General features: G+C 70.5%; 17 protein-coding genes. 6 read left to right on the top strand and 11 right to left on the bottom strand.

Annotated elements, in window-relative coordinates; all coding sequences use genetic code 11:
* Window positions 1-176 precede the first annotated feature (176 nt).
* Window positions 177-1370: an ROK family protein gene (locus ACIA8R_RS50230; protein ID WP_397045125.1), complete on the bottom strand. Its 1194-nt coding sequence runs from the start codon at window positions 1368-1370 to the stop codon at window positions 177-179.
* A gap of 539 nt (window positions 1371-1909) precedes the next feature.
* Between ACIA8R_RS50230 and ACIA8R_RS50225 the strand changes: the two genes are divergently transcribed.
* Window positions 1910-2044 (top strand): hypothetical protein, encoded by a 135-nt coding sequence (locus ACIA8R_RS50225; RefSeq protein ID WP_357709585.1) that lies wholly within the window; start codon window positions 1910-1912, stop codon window positions 2042-2044.
* 213 nt (window positions 2045-2257) lie between these two features.
* Window positions 2258-3127, top strand: a complete 870-nt coding sequence (locus ACIA8R_RS50220; RefSeq protein ID WP_397045109.1) for a hypothetical protein — start codon at window positions 2258-2260, stop codon at window positions 3125-3127.
* On the opposite strand, the gene ACIA8R_RS50215 is transcribed toward ACIA8R_RS50220, so the two are convergent.
* Window positions 3109-3762 (bottom strand): flavoprotein, encoded by a 654-nt coding sequence (locus ACIA8R_RS50215; protein ID WP_397045107.1) that lies wholly within the window; start codon window positions 3760-3762, stop codon window positions 3109-3111. The two genes, ACIA8R_RS50220 and ACIA8R_RS50215, sit on opposite strands and share 19 nt — an antisense overlap.
* Window positions 3763-3821: 59 nt before the next feature.
* Here ACIA8R_RS50215 and ACIA8R_RS50210 point away from each other — a divergent pair, with 59 nt between their 5' ends.
* The 3 genes from ACIA8R_RS50210 (at window position 3822) to ACIA8R_RS50200 (ending at window position 6565) form a co-directional block, all read left to right on the top strand.
* On the top strand, window positions 3822-4583 hold the full coding sequence (locus ACIA8R_RS50210; protein WP_397045105.1) for an SDR family NAD(P)-dependent oxidoreductase: 762 nt from the start codon (window positions 3822-3824) through the stop codon (window positions 4581-4583).
* Between the two features lie 29 nt (window positions 4584-4612).
* Window positions 4613-5665, top strand: coding sequence for a hypothetical protein (locus ACIA8R_RS50205; protein ID WP_397045103.1), 1053 nt, complete (start codon window positions 4613-4615; stop codon window positions 5663-5665).
* 66 nt (window positions 5666-5731) lie between these two features.
* A complete protein-coding gene (locus ACIA8R_RS50200; RefSeq protein ID WP_397045101.1) occupies window positions 5732-6565 on the top strand; it encodes a PIG-L deacetylase family protein in 834 nt (277 codons plus the stop codon).
* 15 nt (window positions 6566-6580) lie between these two features.
* Here the strand turns inward: ACIA8R_RS50200 and ACIA8R_RS50195 are convergent, their stop codons facing one another.
* From ACIA8R_RS50195 to ACIA8R_RS50175, 5 genes are read right to left on the bottom strand one after another with little or no spacing between them, the layout of a single operon-like run.
* The gene (locus ACIA8R_RS50195; protein ID WP_357709603.1) at window positions 6581-7765 is read right to left on the bottom strand and encodes an MFS transporter; all 1185 of its coding nucleotides are present in this window, start codon (window positions 7763-7765) and stop codon (window positions 6581-6583) included.
* Complete coding sequence (locus ACIA8R_RS50190) at window positions 7746-8282, bottom strand: GNAT family N-acetyltransferase (RefSeq protein WP_357709606.1); 537 nt, start codon at window positions 8280-8282, stop codon at window positions 7746-7748. The genes ACIA8R_RS50195 and ACIA8R_RS50190 overlap by 20 nt, the downstream gene beginning before the upstream one ends.
* Window positions 8279-9478, bottom strand: a complete 1200-nt coding sequence (locus tag ACIA8R_RS50185) for a type III PLP-dependent enzyme (RefSeq protein WP_397045098.1) — start codon at window positions 9476-9478, stop codon at window positions 8279-8281. Before ACIA8R_RS50185 ends, ACIA8R_RS50190 begins: the two co-directional genes overlap by 4 nt.
* A 17-nt stretch (window positions 9479-9495) precedes the next feature.
* Window positions 9496-10809 carry a DUF6271 family protein gene (locus ACIA8R_RS50180; RefSeq protein ID WP_364097019.1) on the bottom strand — a complete coding sequence of 438 codons (1314 nt, stop codon included), beginning with the start codon at window positions 10807-10809 and terminating at the stop codon, window positions 9496-9498.
* Window positions 10788-11855, bottom strand: coding sequence for a phytanoyl-CoA dioxygenase family protein (locus ACIA8R_RS50175; RefSeq protein ID WP_364097022.1), 1068 nt, complete (start codon window positions 11853-11855; stop codon window positions 10788-10790). The genes ACIA8R_RS50180 and ACIA8R_RS50175 overlap by 22 nt, the downstream gene beginning before the upstream one ends.
* An 808-nt stretch (window positions 11856-12663) precedes the next feature.
* Between ACIA8R_RS50175 and ACIA8R_RS50170 the strand changes: the two genes are divergently transcribed.
* The gene (locus tag ACIA8R_RS50170) at window positions 12664-15363 is read left to right on the top strand and encodes an AAA family ATPase (protein WP_364097025.1); all 2700 of its coding nucleotides are present in this window, start codon (window positions 12664-12666) and stop codon (window positions 15361-15363) included.
* Window positions 15364-15392: 29 nt separating this feature from the next.
* On the opposite strand, the gene ACIA8R_RS50165 is transcribed toward ACIA8R_RS50170, so the two are convergent.
* The 4 genes from ACIA8R_RS50165 to ACIA8R_RS50150 form a co-directional block, all read right to left on the bottom strand.
* Window positions 15393-16385 (bottom strand): cell cycle transcriptional regulator TrcR, encoded by a 993-nt coding sequence (locus ACIA8R_RS50165; RefSeq protein WP_357709621.1) that lies wholly within the window; start codon window positions 16383-16385, stop codon window positions 15393-15395.
* A gap of 502 nt (window positions 16386-16887) precedes the next feature.
* Window positions 16888-18420, bottom strand: a complete 1533-nt coding sequence (locus tag ACIA8R_RS50160) for an MFS transporter (protein ID WP_397045095.1) — start codon at window positions 18418-18420, stop codon at window positions 16888-16890.
* A gap of 98 nt (window positions 18421-18518) precedes the next feature.
* Complete coding sequence (locus ACIA8R_RS50155) at window positions 18519-24050, bottom strand: type I polyketide synthase (RefSeq protein WP_397045093.1); 5532 nt, start codon at window positions 24048-24050, stop codon at window positions 18519-18521.
* Window positions 24051-24068: 18 nt separating this feature from the next.
* Window positions 24069-25355 carry an activator-dependent family glycosyltransferase gene (locus ACIA8R_RS50150; RefSeq protein WP_397045091.1) on the bottom strand — a complete coding sequence of 429 codons (1287 nt, stop codon included), beginning with the start codon at window positions 25353-25355 and terminating at the stop codon, window positions 24069-24071.
* Window positions 25356-25496 lie beyond the last annotated feature (141 nt).

The raw sequence follows: 25496 nt of genomic DNA, 5'->3' as shown, positions 1-25496 counted from the left end.
GCGAGCTCGAAGACGGGGTGGACGGCGCGGCGCTCGTTCCGGGCCGCTTCCGTCCTCGCGGCCTGCGCCTGCTCCGGACGGGGGGCGACCGAGAAGGCGGTGCTCGGCGTGGGGTTCGGCGACCGGTCAGAGGGCAATCTGCCACAGCGGTCACCAGGACGTCTACATCGCCGGGCTCAACCGCCGAAGAACACCTGCTCGCGTGCCTGCTCGACCGCGACGAGCAAGGCGCCACGCACGACGGGATTGTGCGGGATCCTGCTGGCCTCCACCCGAGGACGGGCCAGGCACATCCCGGCCACGGCCGTCTGCACGCGGCCGGCCAGCTCGTCGCCTCCGGCGGTGCCGACGTCGCTGCCCAGCACCACCAGCTCGGGATCGAGCACGGTGCAGATCGAGGTGACGCCGAGCGCGATCCGCTGCGCCAGCTCGTCGAGGAAGGCGGCCCCCGCGGCCGTGGCGGCCGCCGTGCCGGCCGCCACGGCGACGGCCCCCGCGGCGCTCTCGGCCACGATCCCGTGCTCGGCGGCCAGCTTCTGGACCGCCCGCCAGCCCACCAGTGACTGGAAGGCGGCGCCCACCTCGTGGCGGTTGCGGTCGAACTCGCCGTCGCTCAGGGGCGCGCCGGGGACGGGCATCCAGCCGAGCTCCCCGGCCGCGCCCACCGTCCCGCGCAACAACTGGTCGCCCACCATGGCGGCCGATCCGGGACCGCGCCCGATCCAGACCAGGATGAAGCTGCGGACGTCGCTCGCGGTTCCCAGTGCCCGTTCGGCGATGGCGGCGAGATTGACGTCGTTGTCGATGGTGATGGGCATCCGCAGCTTCTGGCGCAGGAGCTCGTTCACGTCACCCCGCCAGGCGGGCATGTCATAGCAGAAGCGGATGTGACTGGTCGTCGGGTCGATGACGGCCGGGAGGGAGATCACGCACACCTGGACCTGGGCGACGTCGATCCGGGCGGCCTTCGTAAGGTAGGTGACGATCGACTGGATCGTCCTGGTGGGATCGACGGTGGGGTCGGTCGCCACCGCCGTCTCCGCCAGCACGTCTCCCGAGATGTCGGCGAGAACGGCGGTCGTGGCGTCCAGGTAGACCACGATCCCGACGACGTAGCCGCAGGACGGGTTGAGCCCGTAGAGAGCCGCCGAGGGGCCTCGTCCGCCCTCCTGCACGCCGACCTTGATGAGGAAGCCCCGATCCTCCAGGCGCGACAGGACGTTGCTGGCCGTCACCTTCGACAGCCCGGTCATCTCGCTCACCTGCGCCCGGGTCATCGCTCCCGACGAGCCCAGCAGCTTCAGCGCGGCACGATCGTTGAGCTCACGTAATAGACGCGGACGCCCGGGCTGTGCCTTTATATGTTCCAACCTGCCCCGCAAAGCACTCCCTCGGTCGGCCGAAGCAAGGCGACCATCTCCAGGATGGAATCTTCCCCAAGGGGCCGGGGCGGGAAACGATCACCAGTCGTTCAGGAAAGCGATCTTCGAACTCTATCCCAATCACCTGGCCGTGCCCGGGGATTCGTGCACGGCGCAGCGCCGGTTCCGGCGCCGGTTCTGTCGGGCCCCGGACGGCCGGCGGCCGGAAGCCGTCGAGTGGCCACTTTTGCCACTTGAACGCCGGTCGGGCCGGTCCGGCGGGCGTTCACGGCTGATCCCCGGCCCCGGTGCATAACGGCGTGATCGGTAAGACCGGTAGGTGCCGCATTTTGCCGGCCGCCGTTATGCTGATCTCTGTCGGAGACCGCCGCGCACAAACGTCCATTCAACGGAATGTCCAAAGGCCGCGCGAGTTCTTGGCCGAATTTGCCGCCCAGGGGGCGTGGTAACGAATCCAGGGGTTGTTCGCGCGTGGCGGCCGTCGATATCCATGACGCAATGAGGTCGGTCAGATGTGGAGGTAGTTCATGACGCTCAACGTGAACGAGCAGCCGAACAGCACCTGGCTCGCGGCAATCGACGGCAAATGGGATGACCTGGTAGAGATCATGAAACAGGACGATCTGGAGGCGATGGAGGTCGCCGGCATCCACGCCTGCTGACGTCCGCCGACCGTGCGTCGTTCAGGCGGTGAACGCGGAACGCCCTCCTCGCGGCCCGGCGTGGTGTTCCTGACCCGAGGACACGGGTTCGGTCACGCGGCGCGGGATCTGCGCATCCTGGAATCCGTCCGCGGAATGCTGCCGGACGCCGACATCAGCCTGGCGTCGTCCGGTTCGGGCTGCGGGTATTACGGCTTGCACGGTGTCCCGTTCGTGGATCTCGGGATCCCGGACGACGCCGACATGACCCACGCGGCGGGCCGGCGGGTGTTCGAGTTCCTGACGAGCGCCGGCCGGCCCGACCTGGTGATCGCCGACGAGGTGGTCTGGGCGCTGCCGATCTGCAAGGACGCGCTCGACGTGCCCTGCGTGCTGATCACGGACTGGTTCTTCTCCCAGTGGGGACGCCCGCGGGCCAACGCCCTGCTGAACAAGGCCACGGCCATCGTCGTGCCGGACTTCCGGGACGCGCACGAGGAGCTTCCGCACATCACGGTGCCGGTGCACTTCACCGGGCCGCTGGTGAACAGGTTCGGGAACGACGGGAGTTCGGCACGCCACGACCTGGGGGTCCCGCCGGACGCGTTCATGGCCGTCGTCACCCTCGGCGGCATGACGGATCGGCCGGAGGCCCGTCAGATCGCGGCACTCGCGCTGGAGGCGTGGCGGAAGCACGCCGGCCCGCGGGATCGCCTCTTCGTCCTGGCCGGACCCGACGCCGGTGATCCCTCCCCACACGGCGGCGTCACCTGGGTGGGCGTCACACAGGATCCGGAACCGTACTTCTCCGCCGCGGACGTGGTGGTGGCGGACGCCGCCGGGTTCACCGTCTGCGAGCTGAGCCGGAGCGACATCGCGGTCGTGACGGTGGAGGCGGGCGTGTTGAACGACGCCACCCGCAGACGCCTGCGGCTGCTCGCCGACGCCGGTGCGACGACGGGCGTGACCGTCCGGGCGAGCCCGGACGACCTGTGGCGGCACATGAGGGCTGCCAGGGCGCCGCGTCCGGCCGGTGACGAACCGGTGTGGGCGACCGCCGACGACGTGGCGGCCCGCATCCTGGCCTACCTCGGCGGGACCTGAGGGTCGGCCTGTCGCCGGCCGAGTCGTTCCTCCAGGCAGCGGACGAGTGTGGGGAGCGGCACGGCGGCGCCGCCGTCCCGGTGGTCGGTGGTCAGGCTGATGCCGGGCCGGGGAGGCAGGACGACGACGTTCGGGCGTTCGGTGAGCGTTCGGACATGGGCGCGCAGCGCGGGACTCTCCCATCCGCCAGGAGGCAGGGAGAGCGCGAGACCGACGGGAACAGTGGTGCATTGCAGAGCCAGCAGCGACGGGGTGTCCGCCAGGCCCAGCGCCAGGCGCGCGAGAAACTGAAAGGTGGCCGGCCACACGATGACGGCGTCCGGCCATTGCGCCCATTCGACGTGCCGGGCGCCCGTCTCCGCGTCGTCGGACCCCTGGTCGGACCACTGGTCGGACAGCGCCTCGCGGCCGGAAAGGGCGGTGAGCGCGGCGCGCGTGACGAATTTCTCCGCACTTCTCGTCACTACGGTCCGGCAATCGAGACGCGGATAGGAGACGCGCAGCCAGCTGAGCCAGAATGGCAGGTTGGCCACGCCGATGGAGCCCGTGCCGATCAACAGCAGCCTGGCGCAGCTGAAAGCGGGAGGCCGGGTGGGCGCGGCCGTTTCCCGTGGATTCACGGCATCAGCCGTCACGGCTTCTCCCCGGATCGGCGGACTTTTCAGTGAGGGTACACGTCGTCGAAGGAGAATCGATGGGAGAGCGGTACGCGGGCCAGGCGGTACTCGTGACCGGAGGCGCGTCCGGCATCGGCCGCGCGGTCGCGGCGGCATTCGCCGACGAGGGCGCCGGCGTGATAATCGTGGATCGTGATGAATCGGCTCTCGCCACGACCCTGGCGCAGTTCCGGGAAAAGGGAAAACCGGTCGCCGGAGTGAGCGCCGACATCAGCGCCGAGGCGGATGTCGCCCGTGCCGTGAAAAGCGCGGCGGCCGAGTTCGGGCGTTTCCACGTCGCGGTGAACGCGGCGGGAATTCTGCACGGACGCGGCGAACTGGCGGACCTGCCGGAGAATGACTGGCAGACGGTGCTGAACAACAATCTGACCGGCACCTGGCTGTCGATGAAGCACGAGATCGCGCACCTGCGGTCGCACGACGGCGGGGTCGTCATCAACATCGGGTCGGTCGTGGGCACGCGGGTGACGATCCCCGGCCTGGGCGCCTACGCCGCGACGAAGGCGGGCATCGCCGCGCTGACCCGTACGGCGGCCCTCGAATGCATCGCCGACGGGATCCGCGTCGCGCTCATCGTGCCCGGCCCCATCGACACGGCCATGTCCCGGCTCCCGGGCGAGGGGGACGCGCAGCGGGATGCCCGGACGGCCGGGGAGCTGCCGATCGGCCGGATCGGCCGCACCGGCGAGGTGGCGGGCGCGGCCCTGTGGCTGGCGTCGCCGCAGGCCGAGCTCTTCGTCGGTCACGAACTCGTCCTGGACGGGGGCAGCACGGTCTGACGGCGGCGTGGATCGGGAAGGGGGCGGCCTTGGCCGCGGACGTGGTGCTGTCGGCAACCATCATGGCTCATCCGCGCAGAAGGGCGGACGCGCTGGCCCTGCGCGCCCGCCATCCGGAGATGGGCTTCACCCTCGCGCTCGATCCCGACCCCGGAGGGCCGTCGTCGGCGCTGCGGACCGCGCGGGTCGCGTGGGGCATGGCCCGCGCCGACGCGACCCACCACCTGGTGGTCCAGGACGACGCGCGGTTGTGCGCGGGATTCCTGCCGCTCGTGCGGCAGGCGATCGGGCTGCGCCCTCGGGACGCGATCTGCCTGTTCACCGAATGGGGGTCCGACAGCTCGTACAACGTCCGGCTGGCGGCCCTGGGCGGGAGCACCTTCGCGCAGGTCGTCGATCACTACATCCCCACCGTGGCGCTGGTGCTGCCCGCGGACGCGGCCCGCGAGTTCGCCGGCCGGTGCCTGCCGGACATCCCCGAGGACGACATCGCCCTCCGTCACTTCCTGGACGAGAAGGGCCTCTCGCAGGTGGTGCTCGTGCCCAACCTGGTGGACCACCTGGGCGGGGAGAGCCTGCGGGGCAACGCCGCGATGGGGGAGCGCCGGGCCGCCTGCTTCCTCCCGGCCCCCCGGGGCACGGGCTGGTCCCGGCACGTCGTCGCCCCGGCGGTGCTTCCCGTGCTGTCCACCATGGACGGGGGCATCCCCCGCTGCCTGGTGCGAGGTGACCACGGAGGTTGGGCGCGCCGGGACGCCTTCCACGTACTCAGGTCGCATGGAGTGGACGCGCAGGCGGTCATCTCCCAGGGCAAGGACGTCGTCGAAGGTCACGCCGGACTGGGGCAGAAGGAGCGGAACCTCTTCTTCGGGCTGTGGCTCACCGGCTACAGCCTGGGCCTGATCGCGCGAACCGCCGCGCACGCCCGGTCCGGTCCGCCCGCCGGGCCGGAGGTGACCCGATCCCTGGAGTCGGCCTCCTCCGGGATCCTTCGGACCGCCGGAGACCAGGCCGTTCCGCAGGCGCTGCGCACCGCCATGGCCGACGGTGTGCGCCGGGCCTGGGAGGCCGGCCATGCCTGACACGGACGCGGTCGAAGGGAACGGCGGCCATGCCTGACACGGACGCGGTCGAAGGGAACGGCGGCCATGCCTGACGCGGACGCCACTCCACCGAGGGTTGCCGTCGTCTCGCCGCACCTCGACGACGCGGTCCTGTCCATCGGCGCCTCCATCGCGGACTGGACGAGCCGGGGAGCCGAGGTGCGGGTCATCACGGCATTCGCCGGGGACGCGCCGAGCCTCCTGTCACCGGTGGCCCGCGCGTACCACGACTCCAGCGGCCTGGGCGCGGACGCGATGGCGACGCGACGGGCGGAGGACGAGGCGGCGGCCGCGGCGGTGGGCGCGTCCACCTGTCACCTGCCCTTCCCGGACGCCGTCTACCGGAGACGCGAGGACGGGTCGTGGCTGTGTGACGGCATGCGCTCGATGTTCGACTCCCGGCTGCCCGAGGACGGACGGCTGGGTCCGGACCTGGCGAACGCGATCATCGAGCACTGCCGAGGGGACGCCGCTCCGCACGTGCTGGTCACCTGCGCGGGCTTCGGCGGACACGTGGATCACCGGCTGACGCGGCGAGCGGTCCTGGCGGCGGCCCGCGCGACGGGGCTGCCCGCGATGTTGTGGGAGGACCTGCCGTACATGCTGGGGTCGAGGAGGCGGGGGATCGCGGGATCGGCCTGGCCGTACGCCGCCGCCCCGGCCGCCTGGGAGCACAAGTGGCGGGCCGTGGAGGCGTACGGTTCCCAGCTCAGGCTCCACTGGCACGACGACCGATGGCGGACCCAGCTGCACGAGCACGCGGTCGATCGCGGGGACGGGGTCGCCGTGGAGCTCTTCTGGCCGGAGGCGGCCGGAGCGGCCGAGGGGACGGACCGTCCGCCCCCGTGGCTGCGACAGCGCGACGACCGGCCCCGCTGAGCGGGCGGGAGCGGATCAGGGCGCGGGCGCGCTCGTCCCCTCCACCGCCGGGGCGGGCCAGCGGATCCAGGTGGCGCAGACGCACACCAGCAGGGCCGCGACGACGACCGCTCCCATGCCCCACACCAGGCTGCTCGCGCCGGCGATGAACCCGATGATCGGCGGCCCCGCCAGCAGCCCCGTCGTCCCCATGGACGCCACCAGGGCCAGGGCGTCGGTGCCCTGCCGCGCGGCGGCCACGTAGATGCACGGCGTCACGGCCGCGATGCCGATCCCGACGCAGGCGAAGCCGAGCAGGGTGGGGATCAGCCCGCCGGTCAGGAGGGCGAGCCCGAGCCCGACGCCGGCCAGGACGCTTCCGGCGCGGACGACGAGGCCGTCGCCCCACCGGCTGCGCCAGCCGTCGGCGAACACGCGCGCCGTCACCATCGTGACCGAGGCCACGGCCACGCCCATGGGCACCAGCTGCGGCGGCGCGCTGACCACGTCCTTGAGGTACAGGGCCGACCAGTCGGTGATGGAGGCCTCGGTCACGGTGCCGAACACCATCGCGCAGCCCATCCAGACGGTGAGGCGGGTCGGCACGGGCAACCCGCGGCGGGCCTTGGCCGGTGCCGGCTCCTCGGGCGGGGGCGCGTCGGCCAGGAGACCCCTTCGGGCGTACGTCGTGAGCAGGAGGATGAGCGCGGCGGCCAGCACGAAGTGAACGAGGACGGCCGGCGTCAGCGAGGTGGCGCCCGAGGCGAGGACCGCGCCGAGCAGGGCCCCGCCGCTGAAGGTGGCGTGCAGCCTGCTCATGGTGGTGCGCCGGAAGCGGGATTCGAGCGCGGCTCCCTGGGCGTTCATGGCGACGTTCAACGCGCCGGCGCCGATCCCGTCACCGCACATGATGACCAGCGCGGTCGGGTAGTTCGGCGCCACGGCCAGGGCGATCAGGAGGACGCCCATGTACAGGGCCGAGAACAGCGCCAGACGTCGTGACCCGAGACGCTTGGTCAGCACCGGGACGAGGGAGAAGGACAGGACGCCCCCGACCCCGCAGGCCATCAGCAGCAGGCCCACCTCGGCCTCGCTCAGCCCGAGCCGCGCCTTGATGTCGGGCAGCCGGGCCGCCCAGGTGGCGTACTGGAACCCCAGCGTGCAGAACAGGGCGGCGACGGCCAGTTGTGCCCGTCGAAAGTCATGGGGCGCACGCGACATGCGTTTCAGTCCCTCCCGTTGCGGTGACCGGCGTGGACATGTACCTCGAACGCCGGCCGTAGCAGCTCGGGACGGCGATCTCTCGATGGGCGTCGTATCCCTGCGCGGACCAGAAGGGCTCCGTGCCCTCGACGGCGACCAGGGAGATGTGTTCGAACCCCGCCCGCTCCGCGTGCGCGCTCAGGTGGCGCAGGAGCAGCCGGGCCAGCCCCCTGCCGCGGAAGTCCTCGGCGATGACGAGGTCGTGCAGGTGCAGGTTGGCCGAACGGAAACGTTCCCGCTCCGGCCTGGTCAGGTCCGGGAAGCGGAACATCGGGTACGGCAGGGCGATCACGTAGCCGGCCGGCCTCCGCCCGCACTCCAGGAGGAAGCAGGTGTCCGGCGAGACCTCGGCCCGGGATCGGAGCGCGGCCCGGCCCTCCGAGAGGCCCGCGTCGCCGTACACGACGGACTCAAGAGCCGCGATGTCGTCCCAGTCGCCGTCGGAGATGCCCCTGATGCGCACGTCCTGGCTCATCTGCCCTCGCCTTCCGGCGGGAGGTCGCGCTCGCGATCGACGCAGACATAGGGGAGTGGGCTGAAGCCGTTGAAGCCCTGCGTCGTGTAGCTGGTGGCGTAGGCGCCGCAGGACAGCAGCCAGACCGGATCTCCCGACGCGACGGCCCTGGGCACGGGGACCGTGACGCGGCCCTCGTTGAACGTGTCGTGGTTGTCGCAGGTGGGGCCCGCGACGATCGCCTGGACGTGGTCCCTGCCGGGATGGGTGGGAAAGATCATCGGGTACTGCACCGCGTCCATCTCGTACAAGCCGTTGAACTTGCCGCAGCTGAGGTACAGCCAGTACTGGCGCTCGCCGTCGGCCCGGCGTCGTGTGGACAGCCGGCACACGTGCGCTCGCAGGGCGCCGTGGTCGGCGACCAGATGCCGTCCCGGCTCCATGACGAAGTCCAGCGCGTGGTGCGAGATCTCCCGCAGCCGCTGCATCCCTTCCCGGATCACCGCGAACATCTTGTCCAGCGGCGGATTCAGCGGCCCGCCCCCGTGGTCCAGGTAGCCGAGCGCGGGCAGTCCACCGCCGAGGTTGACCCGGGTGAGGGGGATCCCGCGCCGGTTCAGGGCGGCGAGGACGTCCGCCAGACCGGCCAGGGCGCTGATCCACGCCTCGGCCGTCATCTGCTGGGAGCCGACGTGGAGGGAGAGGCCCGCGGGGGTCAGGCCCGCCGTCAGCGCGGCCTCCATGACGATGGGCACGTCGGCGGCCGAGCAGCCGAACTTGTCGCTCAGGCTCCACATCGCGCCCCGGCCGTCGGTGGCCAGCCTGCAGAACACCCGGGCGCCGGGAGCGTGGGCCGCGATCGCCCGCACGTCCTCCACGCTGTCGGTGGCGAAGTCCCGGACGCCGAGCCGGTACGCCTCGGCGATGTTCCGGTCGGACTTGACGGTGTTGCCGTAATGGATCCGGTCGAGGGGTGCGCCTGCCGCGATCGCCTGCGCCACCTCGTTGGGGCTCGCCGCGTCGAAGCCGGAGCCCTTGCGCGCCAGGCAGGACAGCACCTCGGCGACCGGGCACGCCTTGATCGCGAATCGCACCGAGACGCCGGGCAGCTCGCGCAGCAGCGCCGCGTACCGTTCCTCGATGCCCGGGAGATCGAAGACGAACCTGTCCTCGGTGGCGGCCTCCAGTGCGGCCAGCAGGCGGGCCGTGACGTGCATGACGGTTCCTCTTCCGGCTACCGGCTCAGCTGGTGGAAGCCGGCGGTCGAGGCGGCCCGCATCAGCCCGTCCCAGGAGTCGATCAGCAGCGCGAAGTCCTCCATGTCCCGGCGGGCCTCCTCCAGCAACCGCGGGCGGAGGCCGGTCAGCCGGTCGGCGATCGAGGCGTAGCGGCCCCCGAGCCGCTGGAAGGACCGTTCTAGGACGTCAAGGCGTGCCACGTTCTCCGACACGTCCAGCGCGGTGGACTCCCGGACGAGCTCGGCGACGAGGGAGGCGCGGACGGCGCCGTCCTGGTCGAGCAGCGTCGTGCCGGCCGCACCCATCCTCGTGTAGATCCAGTTCAGGTACAGCATCGACAGGAGGAACTTCACGAACGCCATCTGGTAGGACGTGAAGCCGGAATCCGTCCGCCGTTCCCCGGTGTGGAAGTTCACGATGTTGCGGTTGTGCAGGACGCCCGGCAATCCCGCGGCGTGGACCAGGTGGATCAGGAAGTAGTCGCTGCCGATGGTGTCGGTCGCGGGCAGCAGCGGGACACGTTCGTGCACCTGGAAGAAGCTGATGTTGCACATGTCGACCCGCATGGGATCGACGCGGCCGAGGACGGACCGGTCGTGGGTGAACGCCTCCGTCCCGGCGCCCTTGAACGACTCGTCGACCAGCTCGCGCTTCTTCTCCTCGGGCCAGGTCAGGGGAGCCCAGAGGGCGACGATGTCGTGGTAGAGGCCCTGGTGGAGCCGGTGCATCTCACCGAGGTCCACGGACATCTCCCCGATGAAGGAGCCGCCGACCAGCACCACCCGCCTGTCCTCGTGGCAGGGCTCCAGCGCCGTCCGCGACACGTGACGCGCGGCGTCGGACGTGCGTTTCCCGAGGGACAGGAGCTCCTGGTGGACGGGGAAGACGGGCCGGCCGTTCCGGAGCTGGTAGCGGCTGTCGGAGTCCCGGCGGTGGACCGACTCGCACCCGAGCGCGCGGGCGATCAGGAAGGCCCTGTTGGTGCAGGAGCCGTACGAAACCCCTTCGGGCAGCATGAGCGCGAGGACACGTTCGGCCTGCGCCTGCTCGGAGCGGCGGATGATCTCCCGTAGGAAACCGCGCTGCTCCGCCTCGTCCAGGTGATGCACGGTCACGTCGGGCGCCTGGCGGGTGTCGCGTACGGTTCGTGCGTGCTCCGCGAAGGCCTCCCGGCCGGAGGAGTCCAGGATCAGCACGTGGACGTCCACGTCGAAGTGCTCCGCCGCGTGGGCGGCCTCCTGGCTCAGCGCCGACACCATGGCGGTGCAGGCCCTGTTGGTGGGCAGGGTCAGGCAGATCCTCCTGCGCATGCGCTTCCTCCAGTCGAGCGTAGAGCCGGTCCCGCGGTCCAAGAGGTGAGCCCCAGCAGCCGTTCGCCGAGCTCGTTGAGCTTCGCCGGGCCGTACCTGAGCGACTCGTGCAACGTCGCGTCGCCGACCAGCGTCCTGTTCCATTCCGGCGTGCTGAGGGTCCGCCAGGACTTCACCCTGGAAGTCCTCAGGGCGTGGTGCGACTCCAGGGCGGGCATCATGGCCAGGTACTGGACCGCCCGGACGCCGCACTGGGAGCGGTTGGGCGCGACACCGTGTGCCAGCATGCCGTCCCAGATCAGCAGGTCGCCGGCCATGAGCTCGGGCCTGGCCAGGGGGAACCTGTTCCGGTCGGCGTTGGGCCGGTAGGGGTCGCGGTCGTCCGGCTGGTCGAGCTTCCACGCGTCGAACTGGCGGAACAGGTCCGGCATGCAGTGGAAGCCGCCGAGCAACTGCTCGGTGTCGGTGAGCGCGATGAGCCCCTGGACCCTCTGGGGCGGCACGCTGCGGGTGGAGTCCACGTCCCAGTGGAGCTCTATGTCGAACCCCCTGGTCGTGGGGGCGACCAGCCTGCGGTCACGGTTCTTGACGTTGGGCGGGTTGAGGTTGAGCCGGTCGAGGGTGACCCAGAGCTCCGGGCAGTCCCACACGTCGACGAACGCGTCGTACACCCGCTGGGTCTGGCGGCTGTCCCACATGAGCTGGTGATGGTAGGCCTCGACGAAACCGTAGACGTACAGGTCCCGTTCCAGGTCCGAGCGGAACTCCCGGTAGGCGTACCAGCTCTCCGGCTTGTCGGGGTCGAGGCCCTGGAAGTCCCAGGCGAACCCCAGCAGGCGGAGGGCGGCCTCGGTGGTGATCGCCCGATTGACCACCACATAGCCGTTCGCCTGCCAGAAGGCGAAGTCCTCGGCCGAGAGCACACGAAGCGGCAGGGATTTCTTGAGGTCCTTCAGCGGCGTGGGCGCGACATATGTCTCACCGTCCGTGCTGAGGTACGCGATTTCCGAAACGGCTCGGTACGGCTGTTCTTCTGGCGCGGGCATGTGGCGACTCCAAGGTGTGCGTCGTCTTATGAACCGAATCGTGTTGAACGACGTGCCCTCGACGCTTGTTCGAGAAATTCGGCGCTTCCGCCACCGGAGGAGCGGCCGGCCGGCTTTCGTTTCCGGCTGTCCGGTGTCGCTGCTGCGCATTTCGTGCGTGCGCAAAGTTAACTACGCATCCAGGTCCTGGACACCCCTACGTGCCGTGCTCACCCCTACACGGGACGGGTGTATCCGGCCAGGGACGGCCCCTCGGACTTTCGGCGCCGTCCGACGCCGTCGCCGGGCGGGGTGGGCCTGTCAATTCACCGGCTTCTTGGAAATCGGTGCACATAAGGAAAGAGCGGGAGAACGGAAGTTGCGCACACGGTACACGCTGGATCGCGGGGTGTGATCAGGGCGTCGGGGTTCGTCGGTGCTTCCCGGGCCGGCGTCCCTGATCTGTCCCGGTTGTCACCGCCCGCCGCGGCCCGCACGTCCACGCGACCGTCGCGTTCGCCCATATCAAGGACCCGGCCGTACCCGATGGGAGCGTCCACGATCGGCCGAAATCCGCAGGCGGAGCCGTTCAAGATCTTTAAAGATCGGTGTTGTGGATTGTGACCGGGTCCGTTGACAAGGCGAGCGATAGCTTGAAATATCAATCTGGTGTTTGAGTTGACGGGGTCGGCTTGGCTGCGGCTCGGCGGTGGAGCATGAAGGACTGCCATCAAGGGGGACAACCTTGCACGTGGGACGCTCAGCGCACTATGCACTCCGCTTGACGTACCTCATTCGCCCCCGTATTTCGCGGTGAGCGTGTGAAATCATGCATTTAATCGAACGCGAGTACGAGGTCGAACTGCTCAAATATGCCTTGGCCGAGAGCGACGAAAGACGGGGGCATTTCGCTCTCATCGTCGCTCCGACGGGCTTCGGGAAGACGCGCCTGTTGCACGCCCTGAACGACCTGGCGATGGAGTCGGACATCACCTGCATCAGCGCCACGTGCCTGCGGGACGAGCGCGCTGTGCCGTTCGGCCTGGTCAACCAGCTCTACCAGGAGCTGCGCCTGCTGGGCCTGACGGAGGGGTCGACCTCGCAGCGGGGCGGCGGCGAGGCCGAGGAGTCGGGCTCGCTGGACCTGGCCTACGAGTTGTGGAATGCGATGGCCGGTTATGCGCGGAACCGGACCTTGCTGATCGCGGTGGACGACGTGCAATACGCGGATTCGCCGTCGCTGCGAATCCTGCATCATTTCGTGGGGCGTATGCACAACGCCAGGATTTTCCTCGCGTTGACCGCGAACGAGGACGCGACCGGTGTGGCCAGCCGGGTGGAGACCAATTTCCTGTACCACCCGCTGTGTGTGCGCGTCCGGCTGAACCCGCTTTCTCCGGCCGGCGCTTCCCAGATGCTCGTCCAGGACGCCGAAGGGAAATCGGACGAACAATTCGTGGCCGACATGCATCAGCTCACCGGCGGAAATCCGCTGCTCATTCGCGCGCTGATCGAGCAACGGCAGCACGTCGACGGGGACATCTTCGCCGGATCGCTGAGGACGCTGCTGCACCGCAGCGGGCCCACGGCGTTGAGAACGGCTCAAGGAGTCGCCGTCCTGGGCAGCGCGTCCACGCCCCATCTGCTGGCCGAGATGCTGGAGATCGAGATCGCGACGGTCGAACGCATCCTGCAGTGGCTGGAGACCGTCGGCGTGCTGGAGTCGACCCGGTTCCGACATCCCGTCGCCAGGACGGCCGTCCTCGCCTCGCTCGAACGCGCGGCCTCCCAGGATCTGCACTGGCGGGCGGCGAAGGTGCTGTACTCGGCCGGCTGCCACGCCGGCCTGGTGGCCGAGTACCTGCTCGAAGGCGGCGGCCAGCGCGCCGGCTGGGCGCTGGACGTCCTGCGCGAGGCCGCCGACCAGGCCATGGCGAGCCACGAGTTCAACCTCGCGGTGAAGTACTTCCGGGTGGCCGCCGAGCTGTGCGGCGACGGCGACCAGCGCGTACCGATCACGATGTCGCTGGCCAAGGCCGAATGGCTGCTGAACCCCGCCAGGGCCATCAGCCACACTCCGCTGCTCCTCCAGGCCGCCGAGGACGAGCTGCTGCGGGAGAGCGAGATCCATTGGCTGCTCATGTGCATGCTCTGGCACGGCCGCACGGCCGAGGCGGCGCAGCTCTACGAGCGGCTGAGGGCGATGTTCCAGGAGTCGGAGGGGAGTCAGGCGCGCGTCGGCGTCTGGTACCGATCGGCGAGCGCATGGCTGGCCAGCACGTACCCGCCCCTGCTCCGGATGGTGCGAGGGGCTCACGACCCGGCGTACCCGACCGGCGTCCCCCAGGCGCAGCACGGCGAGGACCTGCACGAGCGCGCGGTCGTGGCGCTCAGGAGCAACCTGCGGCACGAAGAGGGCGAGACGGCGCTGAAGACGGCGGAACGCATCCTGCAATCCGTGCAGCTGGACGAATGCATGGTGGAGACCGTCGAGTCGGCCCTGTTCTCGCTCGTCTACACCAACCAGGCCGAGCAGGCCGACGCCTGGGCCGAGGCCCTGTACGGCCGCGCCGAGCGACATCGCGCGCCGACCTGGATCAGCGCGCTCGCCGCCTTCCGCGCCCACATCGCCATCACCATGGAGGACCTGCCGCTGGCGGTCGAGCACGCCCTGAACTCCCTCCAGATGTTGCCGGCCCACTGCCTGGGCGTCCGCGCGGCGCTGCCGCTGGCCAGCCTCATCGAGGCGAACCGGCAGATGGGCAGGCCCGACCAGGTCGAGCGCTACATCCACCGCCCCCTCGCCAAGTCCGTCTTCCAGACCAGGTACGGGCTGCACTACCTGACGGCGCGGGCGAGATACCTGGCCAGCATCGATCAGCCCGACGCGGCCCGCCGCGACATTCTGAAGTGCGGCAAGCTGATGTGCGACTGGGGGCTGGACAATCCGCTGCTGTCCCCGTGGCGTCTGGACGCGGCGGCGATCTCGGTCGAGCTGAAGGACAACGCCTACGCGCTCGCCCTGCTGGACGAGCACGGCTCCCGGTGGCATGCCGAGACGCCGTGGATCAAGGCGGCGTCGTTGACCGTCCTGGCCTCGACGGAGGAGGTCAGCAGGCGGCCGCGGCTGCTGCGCCAGGCCATCGACATCCTGCTGGACGCCGGCCGCGACGTGCAGCTGGTGAACGCGCTGATGCAGCTCGGCTACTCGCTCGCCGTGCTGGGCGAGGCGGACCAGGCCAGCCTGGTGATCCGGGAGGCCGACAGCCTCGCCAAGAAATGCAAGGCCGCGCCGGTCAGGAACGAGGTGTCAGTGATCGCCGAGAACAGCTTCAACGTCGTGAAGAACACCTTGACCCCGTCGGAACACCGGGTCGCCCTGATGGCGGCGCTGGGATACACCAATCGGGAGATCTCCAGCCGGATGCACATCACCGCCAGCACGGTCGAACAGCACCTCACGAGCACGTACCGGAAGCTCAACGTGAAGGGCCGCAAGGACCTGCCGCTCCTGCTCTCCAGCTCGTAGGGGGCATGCGCCCGGGGCCGGTCGAGAGGTCAGGCGGAGGTCCTGTGATCGGGGACGGGGTTCTCGCGCTTCTCGATCGCCTGGGCGAAGTGCAGCCAGGCTTCGGCGCTCGCCCGCGCGACCCGCGCCAGCCGGGTCGCGCAGTGCGGCGGCACGCTGTCGCTGAGCATGGTCCAGTCGCTCGTCCGTGAGGCCATCTGCGCGATGTCCAGCAGGCGGAGGATCGTGCGTCCCCTCTCGCTCATCCGCAGCGACGGGTCGCGTCTGAGCTGTTCGAGCACGGTGGCGATCTCCTCCGGCGGCGCGCTCTGGGGCGCCTTGCGCGGCTGGTCGGCCTGCTGGACGTCGTCGTCGCGCAGCTTGCCGGGGACCGGGTCCTCACCGCGGCGCACCCGTTCGCGGACGTCCCTCGCCGTGGCGAGCGCGATCCCCGCCGCCTCGGCGATCTCGCGGAGGGGGGCCGAGGGCCGCTCGGCCATCAGCCGTCCGGCCAGCTGACGCCCTTCCGACGTGCTCAGGGGACGGGTGCGCCCGTCGCGACCCGTGCGGGCGTTCAACTGCTGGGAATTGCCAGTTGAACGCCTGCGGATGGAGGCGACGGTCGTGTGCGACAGGCCGCTCAGCTTGGCCACCAGCCGATCCGACCAGTCCGAGTGGGAGACGAGGATGCGAGCGGCCGCGGCCGTGCGGTCGGCCCGCGACAGGGGCAGGCCGTGCGCCGAGTTCAGCTTCACCGCCAGCACGAAGGCGTCGTGGTCGCTGCCGTCGAAGAATCTGGCCCTGATCGTGGTGCCGCCACGCAGGCGCACCGCGTTCAGCCGATGCATGCCGTCGATGACCCGCATGGTGGGACGATGGACCACGATCGACGGCAACTCGATGTCGAGCTGGGCCAGCGCGCGCACGTGCAGCGGATCCTGGCCGGCGATCCTGGGCGAGTCTCCCGGCCGCAGGACGGTGACGGGGACGAGCTCGGACTCCTCCGACAGGCTGCCGAGGAACGGATCCGTCTGCTGCGTCACCTGAATTTCACGTTCCGTGTCCGCCGGCGAGCCTGGTTCTGCGCCTTCCTGCAACGTCGCGATGGTGTTCTCGCTCGACGCCGCCAGAGGGTCGAACGCTATCCGTTGCACACGTTCGGAGCAGAAATCGACCCTCTCGGCGAACGTATGCATTTGCCGAATCCTCCCCGTATGAAGACGCTGTGGAGTAGGCGCGTCACCGGCTGGAAGCCGGCCACAGGGGAGAGCGAGGCGGAGGTCGGCCGCTCCCCGGGCCGGTCCAACCATGTGAGGTGACTATTCGATCAGTATAGTTAAGACGCGCAATTTGCCCAGTCAATCGCCGAACTTTCTTCGGCGGCCTGCCGTGCCAAGGCGCGCGACATAACTGACACCCTACTTTGGGGTGTAAACAGTGGTCAGGACGATGTCCGCGGAATAAACACGCGACTTACACAATATGAAGGTCCGTGACCCGCCGGAGTTTTGGTTGAGCCGAAATGCGTCAGGCTTTTCCGCTGCTTCACCGGGCCCCGTAGTCGGCCTTCTTCCGGCGCAGCCCGATGATGACCAGAACGCCCGCCAGCACGGATATGGCCATGCTGGAGACGGCGGCAATGTGCATGCCGTCGACATACGCCGCACGCGCGGCGGCCCGTAAAATCTCGCCGGATTCTCCGGACAGCTTTTCCGCCGTCGCCAACGCGCCGCCGAGGGTTTCCCGCACCGCCGCCGGCGGCACTTCCGGCATTCCCGTCAGGTCGGACCCGAGCAGCGAGCTGCGATAGACCGCCAGCCCGATGCTGCCCAGCACGGCCGCGCCGAGCGCGGCTCCGAACTCGGTGCTGAACTGGAACGTCCCCGAGACGGCGCCGGCCTTGGAGCGCGGCGCCAGCGCGACGACCATGTCGGAGGTCACCGCCGAGGCCGAGCCGATGCCCCAGCCCAGCAGCGCCGTCGCCGCGACGAGCGTCACCGGGTCCGGTTGCGCGTCCAACCGCACGACCTGCAGGAACCCCACCGCCATCGAGAGCATGCCCTGGCCGATGATGAACCCCGGCCTGACCTGCCGGGCGATGCGGGCGGCGAGCGTGGCCCCCAGGATGGAGGTGACGGCCGCGGGCGAGGTCGCCAGGCCCGCCACGACCGGCCGCAGGTCCAGCACCAGCATCAGGTACTGGGTGAGGAACAGCGTCGTCCCGACGAGGGAGAACATCGCCACTGCCGCGGAGGTCAGGGAGAGGCTGAACCCGACGTTGCGGAACAGGCTCAGATCCACCATCGGCGCCGCCAGCCGCCGCTGCCGGCGCAGGAAGAGCGTCAGGAAGACCGACCCCACCGCGGCGCCGGCCACACAGGCGCGCAGGTCCCCGCCGGACGAGAGCTGCTTGATCGCGTAGACCAGCGGCAGGGCCGCCAGCAGGAAGAGTGTGCCGCTCGCGATGTCGAAGGACTTGCTCGCATCGAGATCGGGGCTCTCGGGAATCAGGAACGGCCCGACGACCAGCACCAGCGCGACCAGGGGAACGTTGATGAGGAAGATGGATCCCCACCAGAACCTCTCCAGCATCCAGCCGCCGACGATCGGGCCCACCACACTGCCGACGGAGAGCGTGGCCGCCCACAGCGCGATGGCCATCTGGCGTTTGCGGGTGTCGGTGAACATGACCCGGATCAGGGCGAGCGTGCCCGGCATCAGGCTGGCCGCGGCAAGGCCCTGCAACCCGCGCGCGACGATGAGGAACTCCGCGCTGGGGGCGAAGGCGGCGCCGGCCGAGGTGATGCCCAGCACCGCCGATCCGGCCAGCAGCAGGCGCCGCTGCCCGATCCGGTCACCCAGGTTCCCCATGGGGAGCAGCAGCCCGGCCAGCGCGAACGTGTAGATGTCCACGATCCACAGCTGCTCGACCCCGCTCAGTCGCAGGTCGGCCGCGATGGCCGGGAGCGCGAAGAACAGGACGGTGACGGTGGTGGAGGTGATCAGCAAAGGCAGCATGAGGACGGCCAGCCCGGCCCACTGCTTTCCTGCCTTCTTGCCTTCGCCAACGACGTTCACGTTTTGTCTCCGAGCACGGTGATGTCAGGGAAGCGCTGTCGTGAGGGGCGCCTGTGGCGGCGTCGCATGAATCAGATCACAAAGCCGCCCGAAAGTCGCTACCCGCCCAGCGACCTGAGCCAGTCGTCGATCGCCGCAGCCGTGGTCGGGGCCTCGCTTTCGAGAACCGTGAAATGGTCACCTCTGACTTCGCACAAGGTGTGTTCGCCCGGCCAGGTGGCCCGCCACTGCCCTGTCCGGCGTCGTTGTCCGTCGGGGCCCGACGGCAGCGGAGTGTCGGGGGCGAGGCAGAGAACCGGCGTCTTGACCGGTGCCGGGCCGGTGTGCTCGAAGAGCTCCTTGGTCAGGCGGTAATAACGGCCCATCGCGGCCATCCTGGCGTCGGTGAACGGACCGAAACGATCCTCGCGCTCGAACATGCCCTGCGTCATCGCGTCGCCTATCTCGTCGACGACGGTGAGATCGGGGAACGTGTCCAGCAGCACGAGCCCCTCCGGATGGAGGCCGATGCCCTCCAGGTGGGCCGCCGCCGCATAGGCGAAGTTCCCGCCGGCGCAGTAGCCCAGCAGCGCGAACGGTCGCCCGCCGGCCGCCTCGGCCGCGCACTGCGCCCAGAAGCGGACCACGGCGTCCACGCTGTCGGGCAGCGGCTCCTCCGGCGCGAATCCCGGCACGGGCAGCGCGTAGAGATCGCGGACGCCCTGGAACCCGGCCGCCAGCCGCGCGAACTGCGCCGCCCCTCCCAGCGCCACCGGGGTGCTGAAGCAGAACAGCCGGGGCGACTCGGGCCCGGACGCCAGCAGCAGCGGCGCCGGGGCCTTGGCGGGCGTTTCCCCGGCCCGGAAGGAGGGACGCAGCTTCGCCACGGCCTCCAGCATCGCGATCGCCTCGTGCAGCTTGCCGCCGGCGGTCGCCTCGTGCAGCAGCGTGCTGAGTGAGCCGTTGCCGTTAAGGGCGGAACCGGCACCGTCCTGCCCGTAGAGCTCCGCCAGGAGATAGCGCGCCAGGTTGGCGGGGGTGCGCTGGTCGAAGACCAGGGTGGCCGGCAGGCGCAGCCCGGTGATCCGGTTCAGGACGTTGCGCAGCTCCACCGCACCCAGCGAGTCGAAGCCGACTTCGAGGAAGTTCTTGTCCGGCCCCACCGCTTCGACACCGGCCAGCCCGCGGATCTTCACGGCCTCCGCCCGGATGTGGGCGACCAGGGCGTCCTGCCGTGCGGCGGGGGACAGCGGGTCGAGTCTCCTGCGGAGGTCGGTGTCCTGGGCGCCGGCGGCGGCGGTGGTGTCGGTCGCCAGGGCCTGCGCGTACTCAGGGACGGCCGACACCAGAGGGCGGGGGCGCGACAGGGAGTAGGCGGGGGCGAAACGGTCCCACTCGATGTCGGTGACGACGTGCTGCCGATCGGGCGCGGCCAGGGCATGGGAGAGGGCCTCGGCGGCCAGGTCGGGCGGCATGATCCGGACGCCGATCCTGGCCAGCCGATCGCCGACGGCGGCGTCGACCATGCCGCCGCCGCCCCAGGCGCCCCAGGCGATGGACGTGGCGGGCAGCCCGGCGGCGCGCCGGTGCGCCGCGAAGGCGTCCAGGAAGGCGTTGGCGGCGGCGTAGGGGGCCTGGCCGTGCTGGCCCCAGACGGCGGCGCCGGAGGAGAACAGGACGACGACCTCCGGGGAGTGGTCGCGCAGCACCTCGTGCAGGGCGAGCGTGCCCGAGACCTTCGGGTCCGCGATGCGGGCGACGTCAGCCAGGGTCTGCTCGGTGATGAGGCGGTCGGGCGCGGCGACCCCGGCGGTGTGGATCACGGCCGTCAGCGGATGAGGCAGGCGGTCCAGGGCGGCGCGCAGCGCGTCGGGATCGGTGATGTCGCAGGCGACGACGCTCACCGTGCTGCCTGTCGCGGCCAGTTCTGCCTGGAGGTCGCCGGCGCCTTCGGCGTCGGGGCCGCGCCGGCTGAGCAGGATCAGGTGGTCGGCGCCCTGAAGGGCCAGCCGGCGGGCCAGCTGCCGCCCGATGCCCCCGGTGCCGCCGGTGATCAGGACGGTGCCGTGCGGACGCCAGGGAGCGGAGTCCCGGTCGTCGGGCAGCGCGCGGATCATACGGCGGGCGTGGGCGGCATGGGCGCGGACGGCGATCTGGTCCTCGCCGCCGGCGCCGGCGATCGCCGCCCGCAGGCACGCCAGGTCCTCGGGGTCGGGCAGGGCGGGCACGTCGACGAGGCCGCCCCACGTGGCAGGCTGTTCCAGGGCGGCGACCGTGCCCAGGCCCCACAACCACGCCTGGCCCGGGTCTCGCACCTCGTCGGAGGCGTGGACGGCCACCGCCCCGGAGGTCACCACCCACAGGGGCGCGGTCGTGCCGGCGTCGGACAGGGCCTGCATCAGCGTGACGGTCGCGGCCGCTCCGCGGGTCAGGGGCGGGAACTCCGGATGTGCGTCCTGGTCGAGGCCGAGCAGGGAGAGCACGCCGGTCACGGGGGCGTCGGAGCAGGCGTGCCGGATCTGCTCGGCGAGCCGCGTGCGATCGGCGTCGGCCAGCTCGACGGTGACGAGCTGGGCGCCATGGGCGGTCAGGTCGTCGGCGATCCGGCCGGGCAGCGGGTCGCCCGCGGTTCCGGCGGTGACGGCGACGAGCCATCGGCCCAGGCCGGACGGGTCGCCGGCGGGAGAAGGGGGCACCGGGTGCCAGGCCATCTCGTAGCGCCAGCGTCGCAGCACGCTCTCGTCGCGCTGGCGCTGCCGCAGCCGGGTCAGCGCGGGAACGACCGCGTCCACGGCGGAGGCGTCCACGTCCAGGCGCCGGGCCAGGTCGCCGGGGGAGGCGTCCCGCAGCATGGACCAGAACCCGTCGTCGTCCGCGGCCCTGGCCGCGGCGGAAGGCCGCAGCCAGTAGCTCTGGTGGCGGAAGGCGTAGGTCGGCAGGTCGGCCACGCCGCCATCGGGCGGCAGGACGGCCGGCCAGTCGACGAACGTGCCATGGGCGTGCAGTTCACCCATCGACAGCAGGAACCGGCGCCCGCCGCCCTCGTGACGGCGCAGCGACGAGTGCGCGCGAGCGTCGGCGCCGCTCTGCTCGATGGTCTGCTGGACGCTCATGGTGAGCACGGGATGAGGGCTGACCTCCAGGAAGGTGTGGTGCCCGTCGGCCAGCAGACGCTGGATGACAGGGTGGAACCGCACCGGTTCACGCGCGTTGCGGTACCAGTACTCGGCGGTCAGCTCGGCGCCGTCGATCGGCGCGGCGGTGACGGTGGAGTAGAAGGGCACGCGGGCCGGGTGGGCGGCCAGGGGCCCGACGAGGTCCAGGAACTCCTGCCGCAGCGGCTCGACCTCGGCGGAGTGGGACGGGACCGTCGAGGTCAGCGAGCGGGCCTGGATGCGCGCGGCCCGGCAGCGGGAGACGAAGTCGGCCAGCGCCTGCGGGCTGCCGCACACGGCCGAGGCCGTGGGGCTGTTGGTCGCGCTGACGGTCACCGGGACGCCCCAGTCGGCGATGACCTGACGTACCCGGAGCTCGCCCAGCTCGACCGCCGCGATGGCGCCCCGGCCTGCCAGCCGGTCCGCGAACAGGCGGCTCCGCCCCACGATGAGGCGCACGGCGTCGGGCAGGGACAACGCCCCCGCCACGCACGCGGCGGCCAGCTCGCCCTGCGAGTGGCCGACCACCGCCACCGGGCGCACCCCCACCGACTCCCACAACGCCGCCAGCGACACCATCATGGCGAACGTCAGGGGCTGCAGAACCTCGATCCGCTCCAGATCCGGCGCGCCCGGGGCCTGGCGCAGCACGTCCAGCGGTTTCCAGTCGACCAGCTTCTCGATCTCGGCGAAGCAGTCGCGGAGGCGGGCGGCGAACACGGGGCTGTCCTCCAGCAGCTCCAGGCTCATTCCGGCCCACTGCGAACCCTGTCCGGGAAAGACGAACACCGCGTCGCGCCGCCCTCCGGCGGCGACCCCCTCGACGACCGACGCGTGCGAGCGGCCCTCGGCCAGCGCCGTCAGGCCCGCCAGCAGCTCCGTCCGGTCCCGGCCCACCACGACCGCCCGGTTCTCCCAGTGCGTACGCCGGGTCGCCAGGGCGTGCCCGATCGGCTCCGGCTCCAGCTCCGCGTGCTCGCGCACGTGGGCGGCCAGGCGTCCGGCCTGAGCCCGTAAGGCCCGTTCGCCCCGGCCCGACACCGTCCACGGCACTGTCCACGGCACCCGTCCTGGCACCATGACACCGGAGGCGTGGGAGTCTGCGGGCGGATCGGGGTCGGGGGCCTGTTCGAGAACCAGGTGGGCGTTGGTGCCGCTGACCCCGAAGGACGACACTCCCGCCCGCCGCGGCCTGCCCCGGTCCGGCCAGGGCCGGCCCTGCTCCAGCAGCCGTACGGGCCCGTCGCCCCACTCCACGTGGTGGGTGGGAGCCGACACGTGCAGGGTCCGCGGCAGGTGGCCTTCCCGCAGGGCCATGACCATCTTGATCACACCTGCGACGCCGGCGGCCGCCTGGGTGTGCCCGATGTTCGACTTGACCGATCCCAGCCACACCGGCTCCGCCGCGTCGCCGTCGTGCCCGTAGGTGGCCAGCAGCGCCTGCGCCTCGATCGGGTCGCCCAGCGCGGTGCCCGTGCCGTGCGCCTCCACCACGTCCACCTCGGACGCCGACAGCCGGGCGTCGGCCAGGGCCTGACGGATGACGCGTTCCTGCGACGGGCCGTTGGGCGCGGTCAGCCCGTTGCTGGCGCCGTCCTGGTTGACCGCCGATCCCCGCACCACCGCCAGCACCGGATGCCCGTTGGCGCGGGCGTCGGTCAGCCGTTCCAGCAGCACCATCCCGACGCCCTCGGAGAAGATCGTGCCGTCGGCGTCGTCGGAGAACGCCTTGCAGCGGCCGTCTCGGGCCAATCCTCCGAGCTGGCGTCCGATGTCCACGATCTGCGTGGTGGAGAGGATCGTCACGCCTCCGGCGAGCGCGAGCCTGCTCTCCCCGCGCCGCAGCGACGCGCACGCGAGGTGCATCGCCACCAGCGAGGACGAGCACGCGGTGTCCACCGTCAGAGCCGGCCCCTCCAGCCCCAGCGTGTACGCCACCCGCCCGGACATCACCGAGCTCGACGTCCCCGTGCCCAGGTAGCCTTCGGTGCCCTCGGGGAAGGGGCCGCCGCCGATCCCGTAATCGTTGCCGAACGCGCCGACGAACACGCCGGTCGCCGTGCGTCGCAGGGTGTGCGGGTCGATCCCGGCCCGCTCCAGGGCCTCCCAGCACACCTCCAGCAGCAGCCGCTGCTGGGGATCCATGGCCAGCGCCTCCCTCGGGGAGATCCCGAAGAACGCCGCGTCGAACCCTCCCGCGTCCCGCAGGAAGCCGCCTTCCAGGACGTAGGGGAGGCCGTCGGGGGAGTCGTCCATCGTGGTCCTGAGGCTCCAGCCCCGGTCCTGCGGGAAAGGCCCGACCCCCTGCCTGCCCTCGCTCACCAGGCGCCACAGGTCCTCGGGAGAGCCGACGTCGCCGGGGAGCCGGCAGGCCATGCCCACGATCGCGATCGGTTCGTGCTCCTTCGCGTCGAGCTCACGCAGGCGCTGGTTGGCGTGCTGGAGTTCCTCGGCCACCTGGCGCAGATACTTGAGGAGTTTTTCTTCGTCAGCCATTTGCCGCCTCCTCCGCGCTCATCGCATGGGGGTCGCCTGCCGATGACGGCTCACGAGATCATCAAGGTCCTTGACGATGTCATGCGGAGTGGGCATGGAGAGCATGTCCTGACGGATCTCCGCCGCGCTCCGGGCGAACGTCTGCTCCTCCAGGACCCGCTGCAGTTCCCGGCGAAGGCTCGCCGCACTCACCTGGTCGGGCGGAAGATGCACGCCCGCGCCGCGGGTGGCGACCCCCTCGGCCAATTGGTGGGCGTCGTAGACGGAATGCGGAATGATGATCTGCGGTACGCCGTTCAGTATCGCCGTCGCCGTGGTTCCCCAGCCGCCATGATGAATGATCGCGGCGCAGCTCTTCAGCAGGAAATTGTTCGGGACGAATCCGGCGAATTTAATATTGTCCGGGATCGCCGTCACGGAATCCCCGAAGGGCGGTTCGCTCAGCACGATGACTTCGACGTTCAGGTCCACGATCGCCTCGTAGAGGTCCTTGAGCGCGAAGGTGGCGCCGGCGCGCCACACTTCCTCCAGCGAGACTCCCATGGTGAGACAGACGCGGGGGCGATCCGGAATCGACTCGGACAGCCAGGAGGGGAATGCCCCGGGATTGTTGTGCGCGACATAGCGCATGGGCAGGTGAGCCGACTCCGTCGGATATCTCAGCCAGGACGGGACGGAATCGAGCGTGGCGTGCCCGAGAATGACGCTCTCGTCGTAATCGCAGCCGTACTTCGCCAGCTTGGCGGCCACCCAGTCGCGGACCGGGTCCTCGTCCTCGGCGCCGGGGCGATCCCTGCGCAGACGCAGGAACAGTTCGCGCATGCGCGCCCAGTGGTCCAGGCCGCAGGTCGTCCGGACGTGCGCCGCGCCGCACACGGTCGCCGCCACCGGCCCGGAGAAGGTGACCGAGTCCCAGACGACCAGGTCGGGCCTCCAGTGCCGGCAGAAGGCCACAAGGTCGTCGTACATCGTGTCGTCGACCATGAGGTCCAGCGACAGCGGGGAGGCGAGCGCCGCGAGGGTGTCGCGCGTGTATTCATAGGTGAGGACGTGGGGCCGGGTCTCGGTGATGTCATATTCGGTGCCGTGAATGGTCTCCTCCGGCTGCAGGTTCGCCATACGCTCGGCGAGCCTCGCCTCCTTGCCGACCGCCACGCCGGTCAACCCCATATTGTTCACCGCGTTGAGGAGATCCGGCTGTGTGGCCACCACCACGTCGTGCCCTGCCGCCTTGAGCGCCCATCCGATCGGTGCGGTCAGGCAAAGATGACTGGTCGCCGCGATTTGAGTGATCACCACACGCATATTCGGGGTCCTTTCGTGGAGCTGCCGGCGGAGTATCCAGACATGCTTCGCAAACCCTCACTGATTCACCCGACATGGTATGCACCAGACCTGGAGCGATATCCCCCTAAGGCCCCCCTACGGCTCCCCTAGGGGGTGCGG

The sequence above is a fragment of the Nonomuraea sp. NPDC051191 genome (assembly GCF_044455665.1).
Taxonomy (GTDB): domain Bacteria; phylum Actinomycetota; class Actinomycetes; order Streptosporangiales; family Streptosporangiaceae; genus Nonomuraea.
The sequence above is the reverse complement of the archived record's forward strand: the minus strand, read 5'-3'. Positions and strand labels throughout refer to the sequence as shown.

Bases quoted from the DNA above. Each gene is read 5' to 3' on its own strand.
- ACIA8R_RS50150 (WP_397045091.1), bottom strand. From the start codon at position 25,355: ATGCGTGTGGTGATCACTCAAATCGCGGCGACCAGTCATCTTTGCCTG.
- ACIA8R_RS50175 (WP_364097022.1), bottom strand. From the start codon at position 11,855: ATGCCCGCGCCAGAAGAACAGCCGTACCGAGCCGTTTCGGAAATCGCG.
- ACIA8R_RS50210 (WP_397045105.1), top strand. From the start codon at position 3,822: ATGGGAGAGCGGTACGCGGGCCAGGCGGTACTCGTGACCGGAGGCGCG.
- ACIA8R_RS50170 (WP_364097025.1), top strand. From the start codon at position 12,664: ATGCATTTAATCGAACGCGAGTACGAGGTCGAACTGCTCAAATATGCC.
- ACIA8R_RS50195 (WP_357709603.1), bottom strand. From the start codon at position 7,765: ATGTCGCGTGCGCCCCATGACTTTCGACGGGCACAACTGGCCGTCGCC.
- ACIA8R_RS50180 (WP_364097019.1), bottom strand. From the start codon at position 10,809: ATGCGCAGGAGGATCTGCCTGACCCTGCCCACCAACAGGGCCTGCACC.
- ACIA8R_RS50200 (WP_397045101.1), top strand. From the start codon at position 5,732: ATGCCTGACGCGGACGCCACTCCACCGAGGGTTGCCGTCGTCTCGCCG.
- ACIA8R_RS50155 (WP_397045093.1), bottom strand. From the start codon at position 24,050: ATGGCTGACGAAGAAAAACTCCTCAAGTATCTGCGCCAGGTGGCCGAG.
- ACIA8R_RS50185 (WP_397045098.1), bottom strand. From the start codon at position 9,478: ATGCACGTCACGGCCCGCCTGCTGGCCGCACTGGAGGCCGCCACCGAG.
- ACIA8R_RS50225 (WP_357709585.1), top strand. From the start codon at position 1,910: ATGACGCTCAACGTGAACGAGCAGCCGAACAGCACCTGGCTCGCGGCA.
- ACIA8R_RS50190 (WP_357709606.1), bottom strand. From the start codon at position 8,282: ATGAGCCAGGACGTGCGCATCAGGGGCATCTCCGACGGCGACTGGGAC.